This is a genomic window from Mesorhizobium sp. WSM4307, from assembly GCF_007003945.1.
In the GTDB taxonomy this organism is placed as follows: domain Bacteria; phylum Pseudomonadota; class Alphaproteobacteria; order Rhizobiales; family Rhizobiaceae; genus Mesorhizobium.
In genome coordinates this window covers 436025-453198 of the sequence record NZ_VFTB01000007.1, presented here as the reverse complement: position 1 = coordinate 453198, position 17174 = coordinate 436025, and the positions used below count along the sequence as shown (strand labels likewise).

Here is a 17174-nt window from a genome sequence, read left to right as displayed (position 1 = left end):
CGCCAGCCCGCCTGCCGCGGGGGGGGGGCCCGCCCCCGGGGGCGGGGCCGGGGAGCGCTGTCAGGCCGCAAAAGGCGCGGACACAACCGACGGAGACACGCCATGACCTACGAGCTTCCTTTCGACGATGCCTACGAGCCCTACCACGCCTCCTCGCCGACCGACCGCGTCATCCTCGAACTGCAGATGTATGGCCATCGCCCGCATCAGGACGAACCTGATGCTCGGCCACTTCCCGACGACGAGGTGATCCGGGCCGGGCTAGCCGGGATCGTCGAGATCTTCGCCGGCATGCTCGGCGACACCAGGCTCGAACCCGATCTCGATGACCTGCTCTGGTCCTTCGCAAACGTCTTCCACCGTGCCGCCGAGCGCGTCGCCCGCAGCCTCGATCGCAATGAAGAGGCGCAGCGTTCAAGCCAGCAGGAGCAGGACGGTTCCGAGGTGAAGTCTGTCGAGCTGGAACGGCTCACGGCCGAGGGCATCACCTATATCGAGCGCCGCAACGTGCTCGAAATCATGCGCGACGAGGCTGCCGACCTCTACGAGGCACAAACCGGATCGGCATGGCGGCCGCGCACCGGCTCCAAGGTCTCCCACCAGGCGATGACCGCTGCGGTGATCGACTCCCGCGACTTCCTCGCCGCCCGTCGCCACGCCGAAACCGAGGTGCTCGTTCCAGCCGGCACCAAGATCGCCTTCGCCGGCGGCCTCGACTGCAACGATCACGACCGGATCTGGGACGCGCTCGACAAGGCTCGCGAGAAGCATCCCGACATGGTTCTGCTCCACGGCGGCAGCCCGCGCGGCGCCGAGCGCATCGCCGCTTGCTGGGCCGAGAACCGCAAGGTCACCCAGATCGCCTTCAAGCCGGACTGGACCCGGCACGCCAAGGCGGCTCCGTTCCGCCGCAACGACCAGCTTCTCTCCGTAGTGCCCTACGGCCTGATCGTCTTTCCCGGCTCCGGCATCACCGACAACCTTGCCGACAAGGCGCGTCGGCTGGGCATTCCCGTCTGGCGGTTCGCGGAGGACGGCGCGTGAGCGCCGTTTTCTTGCAAATCAAGAAAATCCAGATAATATGGAGATTGGTAAGGAGGCCAGCCATGCGCCAGTTCACGACCGGGGATCTCAACAAGCAGGTTGGCGACGTCACCGACGTTGCCAGCCGCGAACCCGTTATTCTCACCAAGCACCGGAAACCCCGGTTCGTGCTGATGAGCTACGAGCACTACGAGCGGATGCGCATCGGCGGCGATCCCCGCCGCGCATACCATGTCTCCGAGATGCCGGAGGAACACACGGAACTCTTCGCCGCCGAGATCGACCGATTGGCGCGCGGGGAAGGGTACGATGATGAGCGGTAGATTTCTGCCTGGTCAGGTGATCTCCTACCCGTATCTTTGGGCATGGCAACACGAGCGCGGCGAAACGGAAGGCCGCAAGAGCCGGCCGACCTGCGTGGTCATCGCTGTCCGCGGCGCAAGAGATGGCCTGACCCATCTCGCGCTCCTGGCGATAACCACCCAGCCACCGACCAGCGATCGGGTCGGTTTGGAAGTCTCCGCTATCGAGTGCCGCCGCGCCGGTCTGACCGATCTCAAACGCTGCTGGATCGTGGTTGACGAATACAACTACGATATTGCCGAACGCTCCTGGTACATCGAATCCGACGGTAAGCCCTCTGGTCGTTTCAGCAAGGCATTCATGATGAAGATCGCAGGCGCCTTTATCGAAGCGCGCAGCGAGGGCCGCCGCGTCAGCCGTCTGGATTGACGTTCTCTTTTCGCGGCAGGGAGCATACCTCGGATCGGATCAGTCCGCGGTTTCCGCATGCCTGTACGCCGGTCCCAGGTACATGAATGGCGTCACACAAATCCAGTGTCATGCTGCATCGCATCGGCGTATGTCCATTCCAGCACAGGAACGCACCATGGCCGCCGCCGCAAAAAGGAAGGTGTCGATGCGGTTTCGCGAGGATGATCTCACCATCATCGACCGCGGCGCGCAGCTGCTCGGCCTGTCGCGCACGGAGTTCATCCGGCGCGCAGCACTCCACGAGGCGCAGGCGGCCATCCTCAACGAAACCGTCACCCGCGTCTCCCCGCAAGCCTATGACGCTTCATGCAGGCGATCTCATCCCCCGCCGCTGCGTCGCCGCCGAAGGCGCGCCGGTCCCCGCCCTGGGACCGCTAGGTGGCGCTTTCAGGCATCGATCACCTTGACGAGGCGCACCGCCTCGACAGCTTCTCTTGCGGCAAGGCCGCGCTCGACGCCTGGCTGGCCGGCTTCGCGCGAACGAACCAGGCCTGCGGGTTTACCCGCGTCCTGATCGTTCACGACGAGGGCACAGTCGTCGGCTATTACGGCCTCGCGCCAGGCGTGATCCAGCCAAACAGCGCACCGCGCGCCATCCGCACCGGGCGACGGCCCGATCCGACCCTGTCGATCGAACAACTCGCCGTCGACCACCGTCATGCTGGGTAAGGCGTCGGCAGCGGCCTGGTCCAGGACGCGCTGCGTCGCCAGCGCCGCCTTCGTCGGCGGCCGCGCGGTGGTGGTGCGGGCGATCGACGCCGAGGCCGAGCGCTACTGGCAGAGCTGGGGCTTCATTCCCGCGCGGGACAATCCGTCGGTGCTCATGCGCTCAATCCAGGACGTGAGCCTCTGGCTGGCCGACAAAGGCCAATAGCTCCCCCGCGCGTAACGCCGGCAGCGGCAAGGCCTGGGCGCGCCGGCCCGCGGCCGGCCGGGCTCTAGTCGCGGCGTCCCGCCGCTCCCCGAGCCGGCTTGGCCGTCTCGGCCTTCGGGTGACGATCCCTCGCGCAGGGCCAGAGGAAGAGGGCGGCCGGCGCGGGGCGGGGGACGCGAGAGAGAAGGGAAAGTCACCATGTCGATGATATTCATAGGTGGATCACGCGAAATATTCGAGCTGCCGGAACCTGCCATCACTCGCATCGGCGCAATTGTTGCTGCCGAGCACGGCGTGCTGGTTGGCGATGCGCCCGGAGCCGATGCCGAGGCGCAGGGCCTGCTCGCGGGCTACAAGTACGAGCATGTCGGGGTCTTCCATGCCGGCAAGGAACCCCACAACAATCTGGGCGACTGGGCCGCCTACCATGTCCCGTCACCTGGACGCACTCATGGATCTTGGGACGACGCCGCCAAGAACCGGGAGATGGCGCGGCGCGCCGACTTTGGCATGATGGTCTGGGACGGCGCATCACCCGGTACGGCCGTCAACGTGTTTCGGCTCGCCATCGCGAACAAGCCGTGCGTCATTTACGATCTGGCCAGGGGCCGGATGGCGACCACGTACAATGTGGAGGACTGGTGCGCCATGCTCCGCCATGCAGGTTCGGACATTCGGCGCCAAGCCGAAGCCCGCATGACGCCGGAGGAGCGTCTAACGTTGCCAGGATGATGGATGCGGTCCTGCCGACAGCCGGCGGGGTCAATCCGATATGTTGATCCGGCAGCTCGCCGCCTAATCCACTTGTATGAGCGGACGGAGCCGGCACCTTTGGAAACCGGTCCACGCGCAGAGCCGCCGGGCGTTGTGCGGATGATCATCTGGACCGTCTCGCCTCTGAAGCGGGTGCAAGCGTGCCGAACAACATGCTGGCTTGCCGGGTCATCCAACCTGACTGCGCGGTATCATCCCCGAGGGGGCGTGAAGGCCACTGCCAGCCGGCCCCGATCTCGAAACCGCTATGCCGCCATACCGAACACGCAAGGCGGTCACGCGCCAGGCTGCTTTTCGATGTGTTGGCAATGCCGACGACATGACCCGAGAGGCTGCAGCATGTTCCTGCGATCCGGCACCGTTGCGTCGGCGGTCTAGCGATGGCGGCCTGAGTTCTTTTCCTTCGGTCGCATCCGGGGCCATTCCCGTTTCATGTCGCCTTTGTAGACGACCGCCTGCTTTGTGCGGTCAACCCCCGTTGGGGGTACACTCGGCGAATATTCAGGAAAATTCGATTTCTGTTTTTGGTCTGCGGGCAGGCGAAGGGCCTGCCCGCAATTTTTCGGCAAATAGAATTTTCCAGAATTTTCGCCGAGATGACCGCAGCAGGACGGCCCTCTCCTTTGGCGCCATCGGGAATGGTCCCGATGCAACCGAAGGAGAACTACCATGGCCACCACGATCGCAAACCTCACCACCAAGGCCGACGGCTCGATGGAAGGCGTCTTTGCCACGCTCCGGGTCAACGCCCCGATCACCCTTATCCCGAACACCAACAAGTCGCGCGAGGACGCGCCCGACTACCGGATTGTCAACAAGCGCACGGGCTTCGAGATCGGAGCCGGCTGGCACCGCATCTCCCAGCGTTCGGGAGAGGAATACCTCTCGGTCAAGCTGGAAGCCCCCGAGATCGGCGTGATCTTCGGCAATCTCGCTCCCGCCCCGGGTGGCGAGGAAAACAAGAAGGTCATCCTCTGGAACAACCCCCAGTGAGGCATCGGTGGCCGGCCCCTTAAGGGGCCGGCTTCCCCACCGGCAAAAGGAGGTTGCAATGAGCCGCTACACCATCACTCTCACTGGCACCGTCACCGGAAAAGTCCGCTCGGATCCAGACGCTGTCATCGGCTACGATCCACCGCTTCGGACCTATTTCCTGCAAGCGTTCCCGCACGAAGAAACCGACGAGCCCGCGCTCTGGCTTGGCACCCGCGACCACGCGTTCGAAGCGCTTGAGGATCTTCGCCACGCAGCCATCTCACAGGGCTACGACTTCATGCCGCTGTCGCCCAAATTGGCCGCAAAGCTGGTCGACGACAAAGTGGCAGCCAGCGGGCGTCCGGAGCGCGACGCCCCCCTCGGGGAACTGCTGAAACACCCCAACCAACCCAAGTAGGCAAACACATCTCAGGGCCCGCGACGGAGTGCTCCGTCGCGGGCCCTTTTTTTGCGCGTCGCAAGAGAGCCACGAACATCACCCGTCGCAGCATGCGATAGCGACTCCAAACCGCCGATTATTCCTTCGGCAGTTTGTGCTTATGAATGCGGATATAATCCTGCACGGCCTTTCGCAGCAGCTCGGTCATGCTGTGCCCGTTGCTGATCGCCAGCAATTTGAACTGACGCTGCTCCACGGCCGTCAGATAGTAGCCGCAGCGGACCATCTCCTCCTCGCGAATCTTCTTGCCGGCGATGGGATCCTTTTTCTGGCCCTGCCGCAGCAGCTTGCGAAAATCGGGCCCGACTGCCGGGGACGGCTTTGTCGGTTCCTGCATCTGTGGCGTAGCTTGCACCTTGGTCCCTGACGTCTGGACCTTCGGTGTGATGAACATGCTCGGCAGCGCCGGCGGCTGCGTGGAAATCGCCTTCATCATGCGGGCTTTCTTGTCGTCACCGGGTTTCGGTGCGGTTTCGTCACTCATGCCGCATTCCTTGTGGCTTCGATGAAGGTTTGCAGAAGGTCGTCAAAGACCCCTTCGCTCTCGGCAATCGCCTTCGCATCGGGCACCGCGGGGCTGTAAAGGGTCTGCCCGGTCTGCAGATCGCGGTAGGCAACACGATTGTGCAGGACGTGTTCTGCGATCGGCGTGCCGTTGGCCTGAATAATGGCGCGCAGTTCGGTCAGGGCTCGCGCCCTGCCATCGATGATGGTCTGCTTGGTCAGCACGAATATCGCAGGCAGGGGTCTACCCCGGCTCTCGACCGCAAGCGGAATGTAGTGGTCGGTGATCTGGATGGCGGCGGTCACATCGTCGAGCGCAAAGTAGACCGGCACGACGACAATGTCGGCCGCGAAGAGCCCGGCCATGAGGTTGTCGTTCGTGGTGCCTTCCGTATCGATCAATACGACGGAGCGCTCACCGTTGTGAATGGCTGCGGCGTCGAGGATTTCCTGCGGGGTCATCGCGCTCACCAGCTGGAGCCTGTCAGGACGGTTGCCAGCGTCACCCAGCATCTGGAACCAGCGGTTCATATTCTGCCGCCGGTCGCCGTCGATAAGAGTGACCGAATAGCCGCGATGCAGCGCGACGGATGCGAGGGTGCGCAGCATCGTCGATTTGCCAGTGCCGCCCTTGGGGATCGCAGCGGAGATGATCATTGGGCCTCCTTCCACGTTGGCTCCTTGTTTCCATGTTAACATGGAAACAAATCACCATGGACACGTGGAAACAATGTCACGGTCGAAAACTTGGTTACATAGTCGACGGGGCAGACCGGTTTGGCAACCCAGACGCGCACCAAAAAAGCTCGCCCGGGTGCAATCAGTGGGAAAGGGGTCCGGTCGGACGGTCAGGCTGCGAACCGCTCGGTTGTTTCCATGTTAACATGGAAACAAGTCCTCAACGCAACATGGACACATCACAACAATTCACGATGGAAACATCACGACGCTGGGTGCTGGCGGTCCGGAGTTGAAAACTGGGCTAAGTCGTGAGGGGACGTCGGCCGGTTTTTTTTTGCACCCTCGGTTTTTTTTGCACCCTCCCTTCTCTACGTTGGCAGGATAGCCTATTTTGTGATACACACAAAATAGGCGGCGCGGCCCTGGCAGGCCTTAGCGCCCGCAAGCGGGCTTGAGAGATGAACGCAGACGCCCAGAAAGCAGCGGTGAAGAGTGCGTCACGACGCTATGGCGAGGTGACGCACATTCGGTTTTCGGCTGACGAGCTGGCTAGCCTCAAAGCCATTGCGGAGCGGGAGGGCGCAACCGTCAGTGAGGTCGTCCGGCGTCTGGTGCGGGCTCAGGCTGGGCACCTGCCTGTGGCCTCAGAGGCGTTGCGGCCGGCGATCGTAGACATGACCGATCAGCTGCGGCGCGTCGGCATCAATTTCAATCAGGCCGTGCGCGCCATGGACGACGGCCGAGTTGCCTATGATGAGGATATTGAGCAGGCTTTGATGGCGGTAGGCAACCTGGTGCGGCAGTTCCGCGAGGAACTGAAGGCGATGGCTGGCGGGTCCCGCAAGGCGAGGGAGGTCAGGCCGTGAGCAGTCGTCTTGCTGGCTATGCGGCCGAAATCGAACGCTATCTGCGGGGCGAGGCCGGCATGAAGCGTGAGGAGCTGGACGACGACAAGTCACTGACGGGCACCCGACGCGAGGCCAGCGAATTCCAGGCGATGAAGAGTTTTGAACGGACCGGTGGCGGGGGACGGGTCGGGCAAGGACAAGCCGGCTCGACGGTAAGTGGCGGCTGGAAGGGGCCTCGTTCGTCGCCGGGCGGGACAGGAGGGGTGGGGAGCTCCGTCGCCAGCAAGTCTCCGAAGTCCGCCGTGGCTGCGACCACCCCCAATGCCGCTAGCGCGCCGATCATGGTCTATGGCGCTACGCTCGCCGGATTCCGGCCGGAAGAGGAGGAGGAAGACTGGAAGCGGCGCGGCGGCGGCGGCCGTCGTGGGAGTCTCTCGAGCGGTGCAGGGCGAGTGGCGCGGGTCGCCTATCAGGCGCGGGCCGTCGCGGCACGGGCAGGCTATGCGGCGGGCGCGCAGCCTGCTGTGTTCAAGGTCATGCCGAATCCGCCATCGACCAAGGAAGCCGCCGCTCGGCTGCTCAATTACATCGGAAAGCGCGAAGACGAAAAAGGCGAGAAACACGACATCGAGATTTTTGACGAGGATGGACAGGTCCTTGCGACAGGCGGCGCACGAAAGGCGTTCCTGAAGATGTTTTGCGAGACGTTCGAACCACCCCTGGAAAATACCAATTTTATCGAGGTTCGTTTCGATCTCGCCGGCGAGGTCAGCGATGCCGCCTTGAGCGAGGCGTTGAGCGAGGCCTTCGACGCAAAACCATTCATCTATGCTCGGGATGGTCAGACGGTGGAGGTATACGCGCACACTGATGAGCGGGCAGGGCCGCTCGCCAAGGTGCTGGCCGGCGGGCGGGAGAATTCGCGCAGCAAGGCGCTCGACAAGATCGAGGCGCGGTTGTCCGAGGCCATGGGCGCGGCGGGGGTGGTCGCCAAGGCAGAGGTAACGGCGGCCGTCAGCCGTGAACCCAAAGCGAAATACTTTTTGCAAAAGTTCATCCGTACAAACAAAGACGTCCGCACTGCGAACGGCGAGCCAATTCGGGGCGCGAGGAACCCCGCCAAGGCGGCGGCTTCGGTCTATGAACAATGGCGCCCGCAGTTTTCGGGGCGTGAACGCCGCAATGCCTATCACCTGCTTTTCTCGGCAAAGGCCGGCACCGATGCCAACGCGGTCATGGCCGCGGCGCGCGCCGTAATGGAGGAGCGAGCGCCAGGATACAAGTTCGTCCTGGCGCATCACAAGGACACCAAGCACGTCCATATCCACGCGATGGTCCAGGCACGGTCAGCCGACGGCGAACGCCTGAAATTCTACAAGCCAGATATTGTCGCTTGGCGCGAGACCTTTGCGGAAAAAGCACGCGAGAACGGCATTGCGATGGTGGCGACGCGGCGCATGGATCATGCGATGACGCGGCCCTTCACGAAGGAGCACGCCGGAGCCTACAGCCGCGCCCAGAGCGATCCGCGCTACCAGGTTAGCGCCAGGACGATCGAGCGAGTGGAGGCCAAGCGGCAACGCCGTTTGGATGGACAATCCCTTGTCATGAACGGCGACGCAATCGCTGCCGCATGGCAAAAGACTGTGACGACGATGCGGACCGCGGGCGTAGTCGGTCAGGCTCTCACGGCAGCGGAGTCGATCGGCAACAATTTTCTGCGGTTCCGTCGCGATCGGACAGGCGAGGGGGAGTCAGGTCCTGCCGCGGATCGCGGAGCTGATCAATCGGGGCAGAAGTCTTTCCTGTCCCATCCCGGTATGAGAGAATTGAATGCACTGATAGGAGATTTGAACATGGCGCAAACCCCTTTGGAAATGCGGCGTCAGATGGCCCGCGTCAATCAGGCTCTCGACAACATGCGCGAGACGCTGCCTCCGGCGCATCAAGGACAGTTCGAACAGTATCGTGAAGAGGTCAACGACAAGATGCACGACCGTCTCGCGCGGCTGCAGTTCGAGCGGCAGCAACAGCGTCGTGGTGGTGGCAGTGGCGAGCCGATCCCCGAACGCGAGGCGCGAGGGCGAGACCTTCCAACTCGGGACGATCCCCGCCACTCGGAGCAGCCGCGCACCGGCAACGAGCAGGAGATGAGACCCAAGCAGAAGGACGCGAACAAGCAGAAGACTCAGCAGGCTGAAGAGCAGGACCGCAAGACTCAGCGCTCGAATGATAACGATTACGAGCGCTGATCAAAGTCGACATCTTCACCCCAGCCGAATGTGCTAACTCCTTCAAAGCCGCAGGATATGAACCGGATTAAACAGGACTTGCTCTAGGCCATTTGAGAAGACCAAAACACCAGAGGTTGTGTGGGGTCGACCGCAGCCGACCTTGTGTCGGTGGCTCCCAATGCTCGCTTATATATCAAGCGAACGACCAGGCCGAAGTATCCAACCTGCAGAAGGACCAGTGCAAGGATAGTCCATCCGAGCGCCGCCCAGACGGATCCGGTTTCAAGGTACGCCCAGATTGCGGCCACGCTCGTTGTGGCAGACATCCCCACCAGAAACTGCGGAAAATACATGCTTTGCCCAGCCGATCTCGGAACCTTCGCGGTTCGAGAACGTCCCCTTTTGCCCTATGTCCCTCCACCAAGGTTTCACTAATTTTGGCAATTACGCAATTATCCGGTTTCAAATATCGGTGCAGCACGACGTCGCATCGCCTAGCGCCGCTTGTCCGGAGTCACGGCGTGGTTTGTTAAAGCCAGTTGTCTTAGTGATCCAAGTCGGCGGGCCGATGGGGCTCGCCGGCTGAGGCGATATGATACCCCTCTTCATGGCCGCGCAAATTCCTCGCTGGCGATTATCGGCCACACATTGTCGCTCAACCGCTAGGATCGGCTGGCGAGAGTTCCATGTAACGTGAATTTAGCTTCAGCTAATAAAGCCGCTCTGCTAAGCTTAATGGTGGGGAGCCAGGGGACGGAGCGTTTCCCGATGGATGCAACCGAATTGCAGGCGATCAGCGAGACTCTGATGCGGATCGTGACGCCAGATATGATGCCCAAGCAATTGATCAGGGCGGCACGGCACCCGAACGCGTCAAAGAAAGACATCGCCGCGCGCGGCATTCTTTTCGACATAGCCGAGCGTGTAGACCACGGCTCTTGATCAGGAGCATGGCGCTTGCGTCCAACCAATGCCGACCGAATGGCAATCCGCGAGCAACAGATTGAGGTTTGCCGCGACATGATCGAATGGGAAGCGTCACACGATTGGGGCGATGCCGTTCAGCTCGCGCATTTCTCTGCCGATATCATCGAGGAATACAAGCGCCTGATCGCCACTCTGCAACTTATTGCGGACGGGCTGAGAAACCTCGAAACCAGCGAATGAAACAGGCGTCGCGCGATAGGCCGAACTCCTATACGCGTTACCCGCAATGCATTGGAGAAAGCCGCGTGCCGTCGAGATCCTTCGAGAAGGACGTTCAGATACCGCTACAGTATCTTGCTGCCGCGACCTTGATGCATTGGCAGGAGATCCCCGAAGCTGTGCGCACCGCGATTGTCGAGACGGCGACAAGCGGTGCATTCCCCGACTTGCCGCGCTCCACCTCCTTGCATGAACAAATCGCGCGGCTTGTCCGCTACAGCGGGGAGAACCGCGACCAATGCCCACCGGACCTAGAGGCCAAGAAGCGCCGAAAACTGTGAGAACGACGTCACTGCGATGCGGTCGGGCAGACAAAGCCGTCCGACCAAATGGAAAAAGACCGGCGCGAACTGCCCCAGAGGTTGGCGCCTTCGATCCTTCCAAGACTGGCCAATCAGGGGGTGAAAAGCTTCCTCTGCAATGATCGGAAACCGGGTAACGACGCATTGTAAAACGTCATTAGGGTTTGGCGAGGCTCACTTTCTTTCCAATATGATCGCGCCATAGCCCTAGCCGCTTTATTCGATATTCAACAAGTTCCGGTGACGTCCCGAAGAAGGACGCGATCTCGGGGGCACTCTTGCCGTCCGAGACCATACGCTTAATCGCATCTCTTGGAAGCAAAGTGGCCGATGCCAGGAAATAGGCGTCATGTTCTTCAGCACTATCATATGTCCGGCCGAAAGAGCCAGCGATCTTAGCTATCTTGGTTAGCTTATGACCGGCAAGAATGTGCCAATATTCTTCAAGTAGCGTTACTCTTTGCCTCTCAACAGTATGGCAGTCGTTTAGGAAGATAACCCAGCTATCCTGATCAGCACTTAAGGGAACGCTCATCGCGGACCACTCGTTGCGCGAGGGTCCAGCAAGAGTGTTTCTTGTCCTTCCCGGAATACAAGATGAGTCTTGCAGTCGATCCACCGTGACCGAATCAACGACCAAATAGAATGGATCCAGTGGATCGTTCTTCTTCAATCCTAAGTCCCTTCGGAAATCTTCGGCCGTCTGCTCTAGTTCCTCCTTAGACATGGCGATAACGTCCCCATCTGTCGGCGCGCCGCCCGGTTCTGTTATGTCACCCTTAGCGTAGTGCTGACGAAGACACATGGCTGCCTGCAACAGGGTTTGCACGGTCCCGGAGGACGCGTTCTTTCCGGCTCGGAAGTGGACGAATGCCACCCGGTCAAAGCCAAGCTCGTGTTCGTCGGCGTCCGGGCCGAGCCACTCCAACAGCCTAATCTTGGAATTGTTGTCGGGCGATCCATCGCCCCGCTCGATTCGAGCCAAGGTGGAGAAGCTGATCCCTACAATTCCCGACAGTGCTCTTATACTAAGACCTTCGCGTTCGCGCTTCTCGCGGACCGCTCCGACGAGTTTTTTTTCGAATTCGTCCATGTTCACCAATTGTGCGATCAGCACGCCTTGACACACTTCGCCTCAGAATGCATCCTGTGCTGGTGACACAGACTCGCACATCGGCAAGCAAAATGGAAGCGTTGTTGGCCGACGATGCGCTGGCTGAGTTGCAGCGGATTGGCGACGGTTTGGACGCGCGCCGGCCCGTTCGGGTGAAGGACGGGGGCCTCGTTATCCTCGATCCACAGCCCTTCTCAACGACTGTCCAGGAGAAAAGCGATGAGCAACAGCAAAGAGCGGGAGGACCCGCAACCCGAGCACGGCAAAGGTCCACCCGACGGCAAAGGTCGTCCGATCGATCACGGCCGCCCCGTGCCGGATCACGGATCGTCGGCCTCGCCGGCAACTACGCCGGGCAGCTAGAGAATGTGCAACGGGCATACCCCGGCACAACTCTCCTCCCCGATGACCATGGAGTATGGCTTCTCGCTCGCAGCCGCGTCGTAGAGGGCCTAGGACGGGAAGCCATATTCCTTATCGCCTTGCCAGAAATATCAGTGGTGGAGCCGCGCGGATGGGCTTTCTGGGATCAAGACGGGCAGGTCGAGTGGATCGGCCCGCGACACACAAATTTTCCTGATGGCTCGGTGTGCGCTTATCACCCGATGCTCGACAAGGCTTGGTCGCCTGGCGGCGACTTGCGTACGTTGCTCGACCTCTACAGCGTTTGGGCGCTCCGTCATCTCCACTTGGCGGTATTTGATCGGTGGCCTGGACGTCAGCACGCTATGCCGGACGATCTCGGGCAGCCTGACCCTTACTATCGGCTAACCCAGTTCAAGGATGCCGAGCTTTGCAGCTGCGGGTCAGATCGACGCTATGGCGAGTGCTGTCGGCCGCACGATCTGAAGCTGCCGTTTCTCTCGATTCTGCGCGCGTTCAAAAGGCGTAATCTCGGTCTCAGCATCCTTGATCGAGCACCCCCCGCCGAGATTTCCGGGTCGATCGCCCAAGGAGGACAAAATTCCCTACCTCCCATCTTGGAGGTTCACGCTACTCTACGAGCGCATTTCGCGGACCTCAGCGGGAACCCTTCGCTCTACATCCCCTAAGAGATGCACGATTGGGTCAGAGCTTATCGAGGTAGCCGGAGATGTAGTCGCCCGCTGACCCCAAATCCTCGTGACAATATTTGTTTAGGGCACCTGCCTTCAGAGTCTGCCCTGGACTGCTCACGCTAAGTGCTGCTACGGCGCAGGCAAACACAGCCCAATTTTTCATAACGCCTCACTAAGCATCGTGGCTGCTGTGCTTTTGACTAGGAATCTCATACCTTGATACAGCAGGGCGGGCTCGAACAAAATATGGCTGATTCACCGAAACAAATGCTCGCGCTCAGAAAGCACAAAAGCACGCGGGAGCGGCTGCTTAGGAACCTCTCGAACGTCAACGACTTCGGGACCTTGAAGATATTATGGGCGGTTAACGCTCTTCAGTCGGACAATCCACCAGACGTTAGCCCCTTCCTTGCCTACCCAGACAGCGCTGCAGGCGCGCGTTTAGGGAATAACCAATTCATGCCGAAATGGGAATTGGAGAACCTGCTGCTGCTCCTACTGTCAACTCCCAAGACCTTGTCCAATCGGGTTGCGCCCGAGGAAACCTACCGGAAGTTCGACACCGCCAGGATACTCATCAATCTCCTCAAAGCAGCCGAGGCAGCCGAGGAGACCCGGCTCATCGACAATTCCAACATTCTCAACTTCATGCAGAAGCTGGGCCACAAGCAGTTCGCATGGCAACGCGGGTTTTTCAGCATCGAGCGCATGTACCGCTACTACTACGTTTACGGGCAGGGGAATTGCGCCAGCTACTTCGAAGCCCAGCACGGCTTGACCATGGATGAGTTCGCAATGAGTTGCTTGGCACTGCATGTTCAGACCTTTCGCCTGCCGTGGAATAAACCGCCAGACGCGTCGGCCTTGAAGCCCATGCGGCCTGAAGCCATTGGACTGACGCTGGACTTGATTTCGAAGGAGCTAACCGACCAACGCAGCGAAGCACAGGCCCGCATTCATGAGCTGACGCAGAACAGTGAGTGGCGGGTTTCCTACCTGCCGAGCACGCTCAGGTTCCACCCCATTATCTCATCGTCACTGATGGACAGGTACATTGCCCCCCTGCCGCAGCTCATAATGTTTCGCGCGACGTCGGGGCTCTATTATGACCTGGTGAGCGGCCCGCAATCTCTAATTGCGGAGGCGACCGACCGTTTTGAGGCGTATGGTAAGAAGCTCATCGAGGCGAGGTGCCCGCGCTTTAGCGTGATGCGTGAGAGCGAGTATGGGCCGAAGCTGACCCGGGCGCGAACGCCCGATTTGCTCCTCAAGGACGAGGGCACTATCAAGGTGGTGTTTGAATGCAAGGCCACCAAGCTCACGTTTGCCGCCCAATATGCGGATGACCCGCTTGCGCAGGCCCCCAAGGGATTTAGCCAGATTGCCAAGGGCATGTCGCAGCTTTGGAAATTCTTCTCCAGGGCGCGCCGGCGGATTTATAGCGACGAGACGGTGGCGCCAGATGCTTATGGCGTCGTTCTCACCATGGACAGCTGGTTCCACCTTGAGGACAACCAGCTGCCTGCTTTAAGGGCAGAGGCGGAGGCCCTACTTGTGAATGAGCCTGACATGCTGCCCGAGGACAAGCGCGACGTTATCTTCTGCTCAATCGGGGAACTGGACGACTTGCTGGCCGTTTCGACCGAGGATGAGGTCTTGGAAACGCTGGCCAAGACGCGCCTACCCGAGTTTCGGGCATGGCAGCTCACGACGATCAGAAATCCGGAATATGCCTTGACGTTGCCGGCGAGGAAGTTCCCATTCAAGGTCGGTGAGGTTATACCATTGTGGGGTGCGATGCATAAGGCCAACGGTCGCGAGGACACCTAGACCCCCTTATGCAGTATACGGACGTCATCATCATCCTTGCAGGATGTGCGGTGCTGAGCGTTATAATATTCTGCGGGTATGCCGTCGTGTTTTCCACGCAGCCCATGGTCAGGATGTATCGGCGTGCGCGGCGAGGCATTGAAGTTGTTTTAGCCGTCGCCTTTGGTTTTGCGGGGCTGCGGCTCCTGCTTTGGCGAACCTGAAAGGATCTCCTCAACAACGCGGAGCGGGAGCGAGGGGTCAAGTCCCGGGGGCGGAGGGTATCTCTGGCACCGCTTTACGTGGCGTCTGGCGCATCAAAAATGCGGCCGGGAGCTAGCTGTCGGCGATCGCCGTAGACTGCTAGGGCTAATCGACTAGATCAGGCAAAGCATCTTCGACGATGGTCAGATTTCGATCGAAAGTCTCGGTGTCGGATGCGTTGGCGCGCAGAGACCGCACCCTATTCAAGATCGCCGCAACCGCCGCTTCTTTGTCGGGCGCTATGCGTGTTGTCACCGCTTTGGCTGCCAAAGCAGAAAAATCTATAGCGGCATAAGCTGGTACGGATTCAGCGTCTGTTGCTTTCAGCCGTTCTTTTACGAATGCGCGCCGGCCCGGCGGCGGAGATATAGGGCCTGCTTTTGCGGCAAATGTTGCGCCGCGCCGCAGGCGGGTCTGCGAGAGGCCTGAGCGGTACGCCGGTGCTGTCGGCACAATCGTCGGGAGCGCAGGAGATGGAACCGCCGCGGAAGCGTCCAACGCGGGGCTTTTCGTGCGCGAAACCTCGACAGAGGCGGGCAGGGGCATGAACGCGCGTTTGGCGATCTGACTGTCGGCGAAATAGAAATTGCGCGTGCCGAGGATTGGCAGTTCGCCACGCGGCAATATGATGACCTTGTTCTTGTCGAGCGTGCGGATTTCATCTGGCCGCATCAGGGGCCGCCGCACTTCCTTGCGGTGCTCCGAGCGCGTGTAATATGTGTCGAACAACGTTGCCTTGGTGCGCGTCACGTCCTTTTGCACGTCCGACGTTTCGCCGAGCTGCTCGGAAACGTAGCGCAGATCGTCCGCGTCCTGCGCACCAAAAAAGATCTGCACGCGAGCGGCGTTGATGAGCGTCTTGCGCCCTTCCTGGCGATAGATCTCGTCTACGGCCTTCAGCGACTGCACGAAAAACCACATGGAAACGCCGTTGCCGCCGAGCACGCTCGCCATTTCGGTCACGTTCTCGAGCTTGCCGAGGTTCTGAAACTCGTCGAGCAGCACAAGCACCGGATGCTCGTCCGGACGCGGCATAGTTTCCGACATGAAGTTCATCATCTGCGTAATCAGGACGTTGAACAACGGTCCAAGCGAGGTGATCTGCTCGCGCCGTACGTCGAGATAAAGAGAGATCCGGTCGCGTTTGAGTTTGCGAATATCGAACGTGCTGCGCGAGGTAGCTCGCATCAGGCGCTCGTTGAGAAAGGGGGCCATGCCGGTCCGCACGCCGGCGTAGATTCCGGAAAACTGCCGCTCAGACATCTCGAAATATGGCAGCACGGTTTGCAGCGTAAAATGCGAGCATTCGCGGCGGCGTTCATCGCGCAGCGAGCCGATGAATTCGAGGAGCGGCCGCTCGGCGCCGTTCATGATCTCGAGGATTGTGGCAAAGGTCTTCTTCTCGGTCGGGATCGCGGGCGATTCCATGACGAAAGACGCGATGCCGGTAAAAAGGAGGCGGGCGTCGTTAACCCAGTAGGGGTCAGCGTTCGAAGGGGGGCGCGGAAACAATGCCGCGGCGATGTTGCGAAGGTCGATGTCGCGCTGTGCTGAGTCCAGCGAGATGAAGTCCATGGGATTGTAGCATGCGGTATTGCCGTCCGGATCAGCCGGCGCGAAACGCACCACGCGGCTCATGGTTGAACGGTAACCAGCAGTCGCCGCATAGGTCTCGCCCCGCAGGTCGAGAACCACGAGCGAATGCGGCCAGGTCAAGGCGTTCGGGATGATGAGCGACGTGCCCTTACCGGAGCGCGGCGGCCCTATGACGAAGCCGCCGATATCATCGCCATCAATCCACAATTTCTTGCCACCAATCAGCTTGCGCTGCCTCAAGTGGATCTTGCCGGAGCGCTGATCGCGGCTGGGCGACAGAATTTCGGCGAGCTTGCCGCCAGCTCGACCGACGAAGACGCCGCCCACTTTCGTCAGGCCGGTTTTCGATATGTCGCTCATAGTCATGAAGCGAGAGTCATTGCGCTTTCTCGGACGCATGAGAAACAAGCTGACCAGTGGCGAGAGAAACCCAAAAAATCCCGCGGCAATGGCGTATTGCACCCGATCAAAATTTCTCGCAGTCACGTCAGCCCAGGCCTGACGAACAACCGGCAAGGGATTGGCGTTCAGCTGGTCAAACAGGACGTGGGAGCCAGTCCGGTACCAATCTGTCGCGACATAGGCGACCGTGAAGAGCAGGGCGCCCATGGCCATCGCCATGAGCACCATGAAAATTGCTGTTGCGATTTTCTGCAT

20 protein-coding genes and 2 pseudogenes are annotated in these 17174 nt (G+C 60.5%); 17 read left to right on the top strand and 5 right to left on the bottom strand.

The genetic code is table 11. The features are described from left to right. The first annotated feature begins 102 nt into the window (after positions 1-102). The 9 genes and pseudogenes from FJV83_RS19695 (at position 103) to FJV83_RS19660 (ending at position 4859) form a co-directional block, all read left to right on the top strand. Positions 103-1044 (top strand): DUF2493 domain-containing protein, encoded by a 942-nt coding sequence (locus FJV83_RS19695; RefSeq protein ID WP_095775679.1) that lies wholly within the window; start codon positions 103-105, stop codon positions 1042-1044. Positions 1045-1106: 62 nt separating this feature from the next. Beyond that, complete coding sequence (locus FJV83_RS19690) at positions 1107-1367, top strand: type II toxin-antitoxin system prevent-host-death family antitoxin (RefSeq protein WP_057143280.1); 261 nt, start codon at positions 1107-1109, stop codon at positions 1365-1367. After that, the gene (locus FJV83_RS19685; RefSeq protein ID WP_095775678.1) at positions 1357-1776 is read left to right on the top strand and encodes a hypothetical protein; all 420 of its coding nucleotides are present in this window, start codon (positions 1357-1359) and stop codon (positions 1774-1776) included. Before FJV83_RS19690 ends, FJV83_RS19685 begins: the two co-directional genes overlap by 11 nt. 82 nt (positions 1777-1858) lie before the next feature. Continuing rightward, positions 1859-2059, top strand: a pseudogene (locus tag FJV83_RS37740) (hypothetical protein); the annotation flags it as partial. 137 nt (positions 2060-2196) lie between these two features. Then, positions 2197-2487 carry a hypothetical protein gene (locus tag FJV83_RS37735; RefSeq protein ID WP_348645170.1) on the top strand — a complete coding sequence of 97 codons (291 nt, stop codon included), beginning with the start codon at positions 2197-2199 and terminating at the stop codon, positions 2485-2487. Continuing rightward, positions 2477-2692 (top strand): hypothetical protein, encoded by a 216-nt coding sequence (locus FJV83_RS37730; RefSeq protein ID WP_348628980.1) that lies wholly within the window; start codon positions 2477-2479, stop codon positions 2690-2692. The genes FJV83_RS37735 and FJV83_RS37730 overlap by 11 nt, the downstream gene beginning before the upstream one ends. A 198-nt stretch (positions 2693-2890) precedes the next feature. Further along, positions 2891-3424, top strand: a complete 534-nt coding sequence (locus tag FJV83_RS19670; protein ID WP_142886630.1) for a hypothetical protein — start codon at positions 2891-2893, stop codon at positions 3422-3424. 711 nt (positions 3425-4135) lie between these two features. Next, positions 4136-4459, top strand: a complete 324-nt coding sequence (locus FJV83_RS19665) for a DUF736 family protein (RefSeq protein ID WP_006205585.1) — start codon at positions 4136-4138, stop codon at positions 4457-4459. Positions 4460-4517: 58 nt separating this feature from the next. Then, entirely contained in the window at positions 4518-4859 is a 342-nt protein-coding gene (locus FJV83_RS19660) for a hypothetical protein (RefSeq protein ID WP_095775676.1), read from the top strand. Positions 4860-4977: 118 nt separating this feature from the next. On the opposite strand, the gene FJV83_RS19655 is transcribed toward FJV83_RS19660, so the two are convergent. Continuing rightward, positions 4978-5385 carry a hypothetical protein gene (locus tag FJV83_RS19655; protein ID WP_095775675.1) on the bottom strand — a complete coding sequence of 136 codons (408 nt, stop codon included), beginning with the start codon at positions 5383-5385 and terminating at the stop codon, positions 4978-4980. Beyond that, positions 5382-6062, bottom strand: coding sequence for a ParA family protein (locus FJV83_RS19650; RefSeq protein WP_095775674.1), 681 nt, complete (start codon positions 6060-6062; stop codon positions 5382-5384). Before FJV83_RS19650 ends, FJV83_RS19655 begins: the two co-directional genes overlap by 4 nt. 482 nt (positions 6063-6544) lie before the next feature. On the opposite strand from FJV83_RS19650, the gene FJV83_RS19645 reads away from it, so the two are divergent. Then, positions 6545-6952, top strand: a complete 408-nt coding sequence (locus FJV83_RS19645; protein WP_095775673.1) for a ribbon-helix-helix protein, CopG family — start codon at positions 6545-6547, stop codon at positions 6950-6952. Then, a complete protein-coding gene (locus FJV83_RS19640) occupies positions 6949-9186 on the top strand; it encodes a relaxase/mobilization nuclease domain-containing protein (protein WP_142886628.1) in 2238 nt (745 codons plus the stop codon). Before FJV83_RS19645 ends, FJV83_RS19640 begins: the two co-directional genes overlap by 4 nt. Positions 9187-9269: 83 nt before the next feature. On the opposite strand, the gene FJV83_RS19635 is transcribed toward FJV83_RS19640, so the two are convergent. Further along, a complete protein-coding gene (locus tag FJV83_RS19635) occupies positions 9270-9521 on the bottom strand; it encodes an exopolysaccharide production repressor protein (RefSeq protein WP_095776145.1) in 252 nt (83 codons plus the stop codon). A 415-nt stretch (positions 9522-9936) separates the two neighbouring features. Here FJV83_RS19635 and FJV83_RS36490 point away from each other — a divergent pair, with 415 nt between their 5' ends. From FJV83_RS36490 to FJV83_RS19625, 3 genes are read left to right on the top strand one after another with little or no spacing between them, the layout of a single operon-like run. Then, on the top strand, positions 9937-10110 hold the full coding sequence (locus FJV83_RS36490; RefSeq protein WP_179296595.1) for a hypothetical protein: 174 nt from the start codon (positions 9937-9939) through the stop codon (positions 10108-10110). Positions 10111-10125: 15 nt separating this feature from the next. Beyond that, the gene (locus FJV83_RS19630; RefSeq protein WP_142886627.1) at positions 10126-10335 is read left to right on the top strand and encodes a hypothetical protein; all 210 of its coding nucleotides are present in this window, start codon (positions 10126-10128) and stop codon (positions 10333-10335) included. Beyond that, positions 10332-10655 carry a hypothetical protein gene (locus FJV83_RS19625; protein WP_095776142.1) on the top strand — a complete coding sequence of 108 codons (324 nt, stop codon included), beginning with the start codon at positions 10332-10334 and terminating at the stop codon, positions 10653-10655. Before FJV83_RS19630 ends, FJV83_RS19625 begins: the two co-directional genes overlap by 4 nt. 178 nt (positions 10656-10833) lie before the next feature. Here the strand turns inward: FJV83_RS19625 and FJV83_RS19620 are convergent, their stop codons facing one another. Next, the gene (locus tag FJV83_RS19620; RefSeq protein WP_142886626.1) at positions 10834-11769 is read right to left on the bottom strand and encodes an XRE family transcriptional regulator; all 936 of its coding nucleotides are present in this window, start codon (positions 11767-11769) and stop codon (positions 10834-10836) included. 240 nt (positions 11770-12009) lie between these two features. Here FJV83_RS19620 and FJV83_RS36485 point away from each other — a divergent pair, with 240 nt between their 5' ends. The 3 genes and pseudogenes from FJV83_RS36485 to FJV83_RS37065 all read left to right on the top strand — a co-directional run. Beyond that, a complete protein-coding gene (locus FJV83_RS36485) occupies positions 12010-12153 on the top strand; it encodes a hypothetical protein (protein WP_179296594.1) in 144 nt (47 codons plus the stop codon). A 911-nt stretch (positions 12154-13064) separates the two neighbouring features. After that, a complete protein-coding gene (locus FJV83_RS19615; protein ID WP_095804229.1) occupies positions 13065-14678 on the top strand; it encodes a hypothetical protein in 1614 nt (537 codons plus the stop codon). A gap of 32 nt (positions 14679-14710) precedes the next feature. Further along, positions 14711-14881, top strand: a pseudogene (locus FJV83_RS37065) (LysE family translocator); the annotation flags it as partial. Positions 14882-15026: 145 nt separating this feature from the next. On the opposite strand, the gene FJV83_RS19605 reads toward FJV83_RS37065, so the two are convergent. After that, complete coding sequence (locus FJV83_RS19605) at positions 15027-17174, bottom strand: type IV secretory system conjugative DNA transfer family protein (RefSeq protein ID WP_095776138.1); 2148 nt, start codon at positions 17172-17174, stop codon at positions 15027-15029.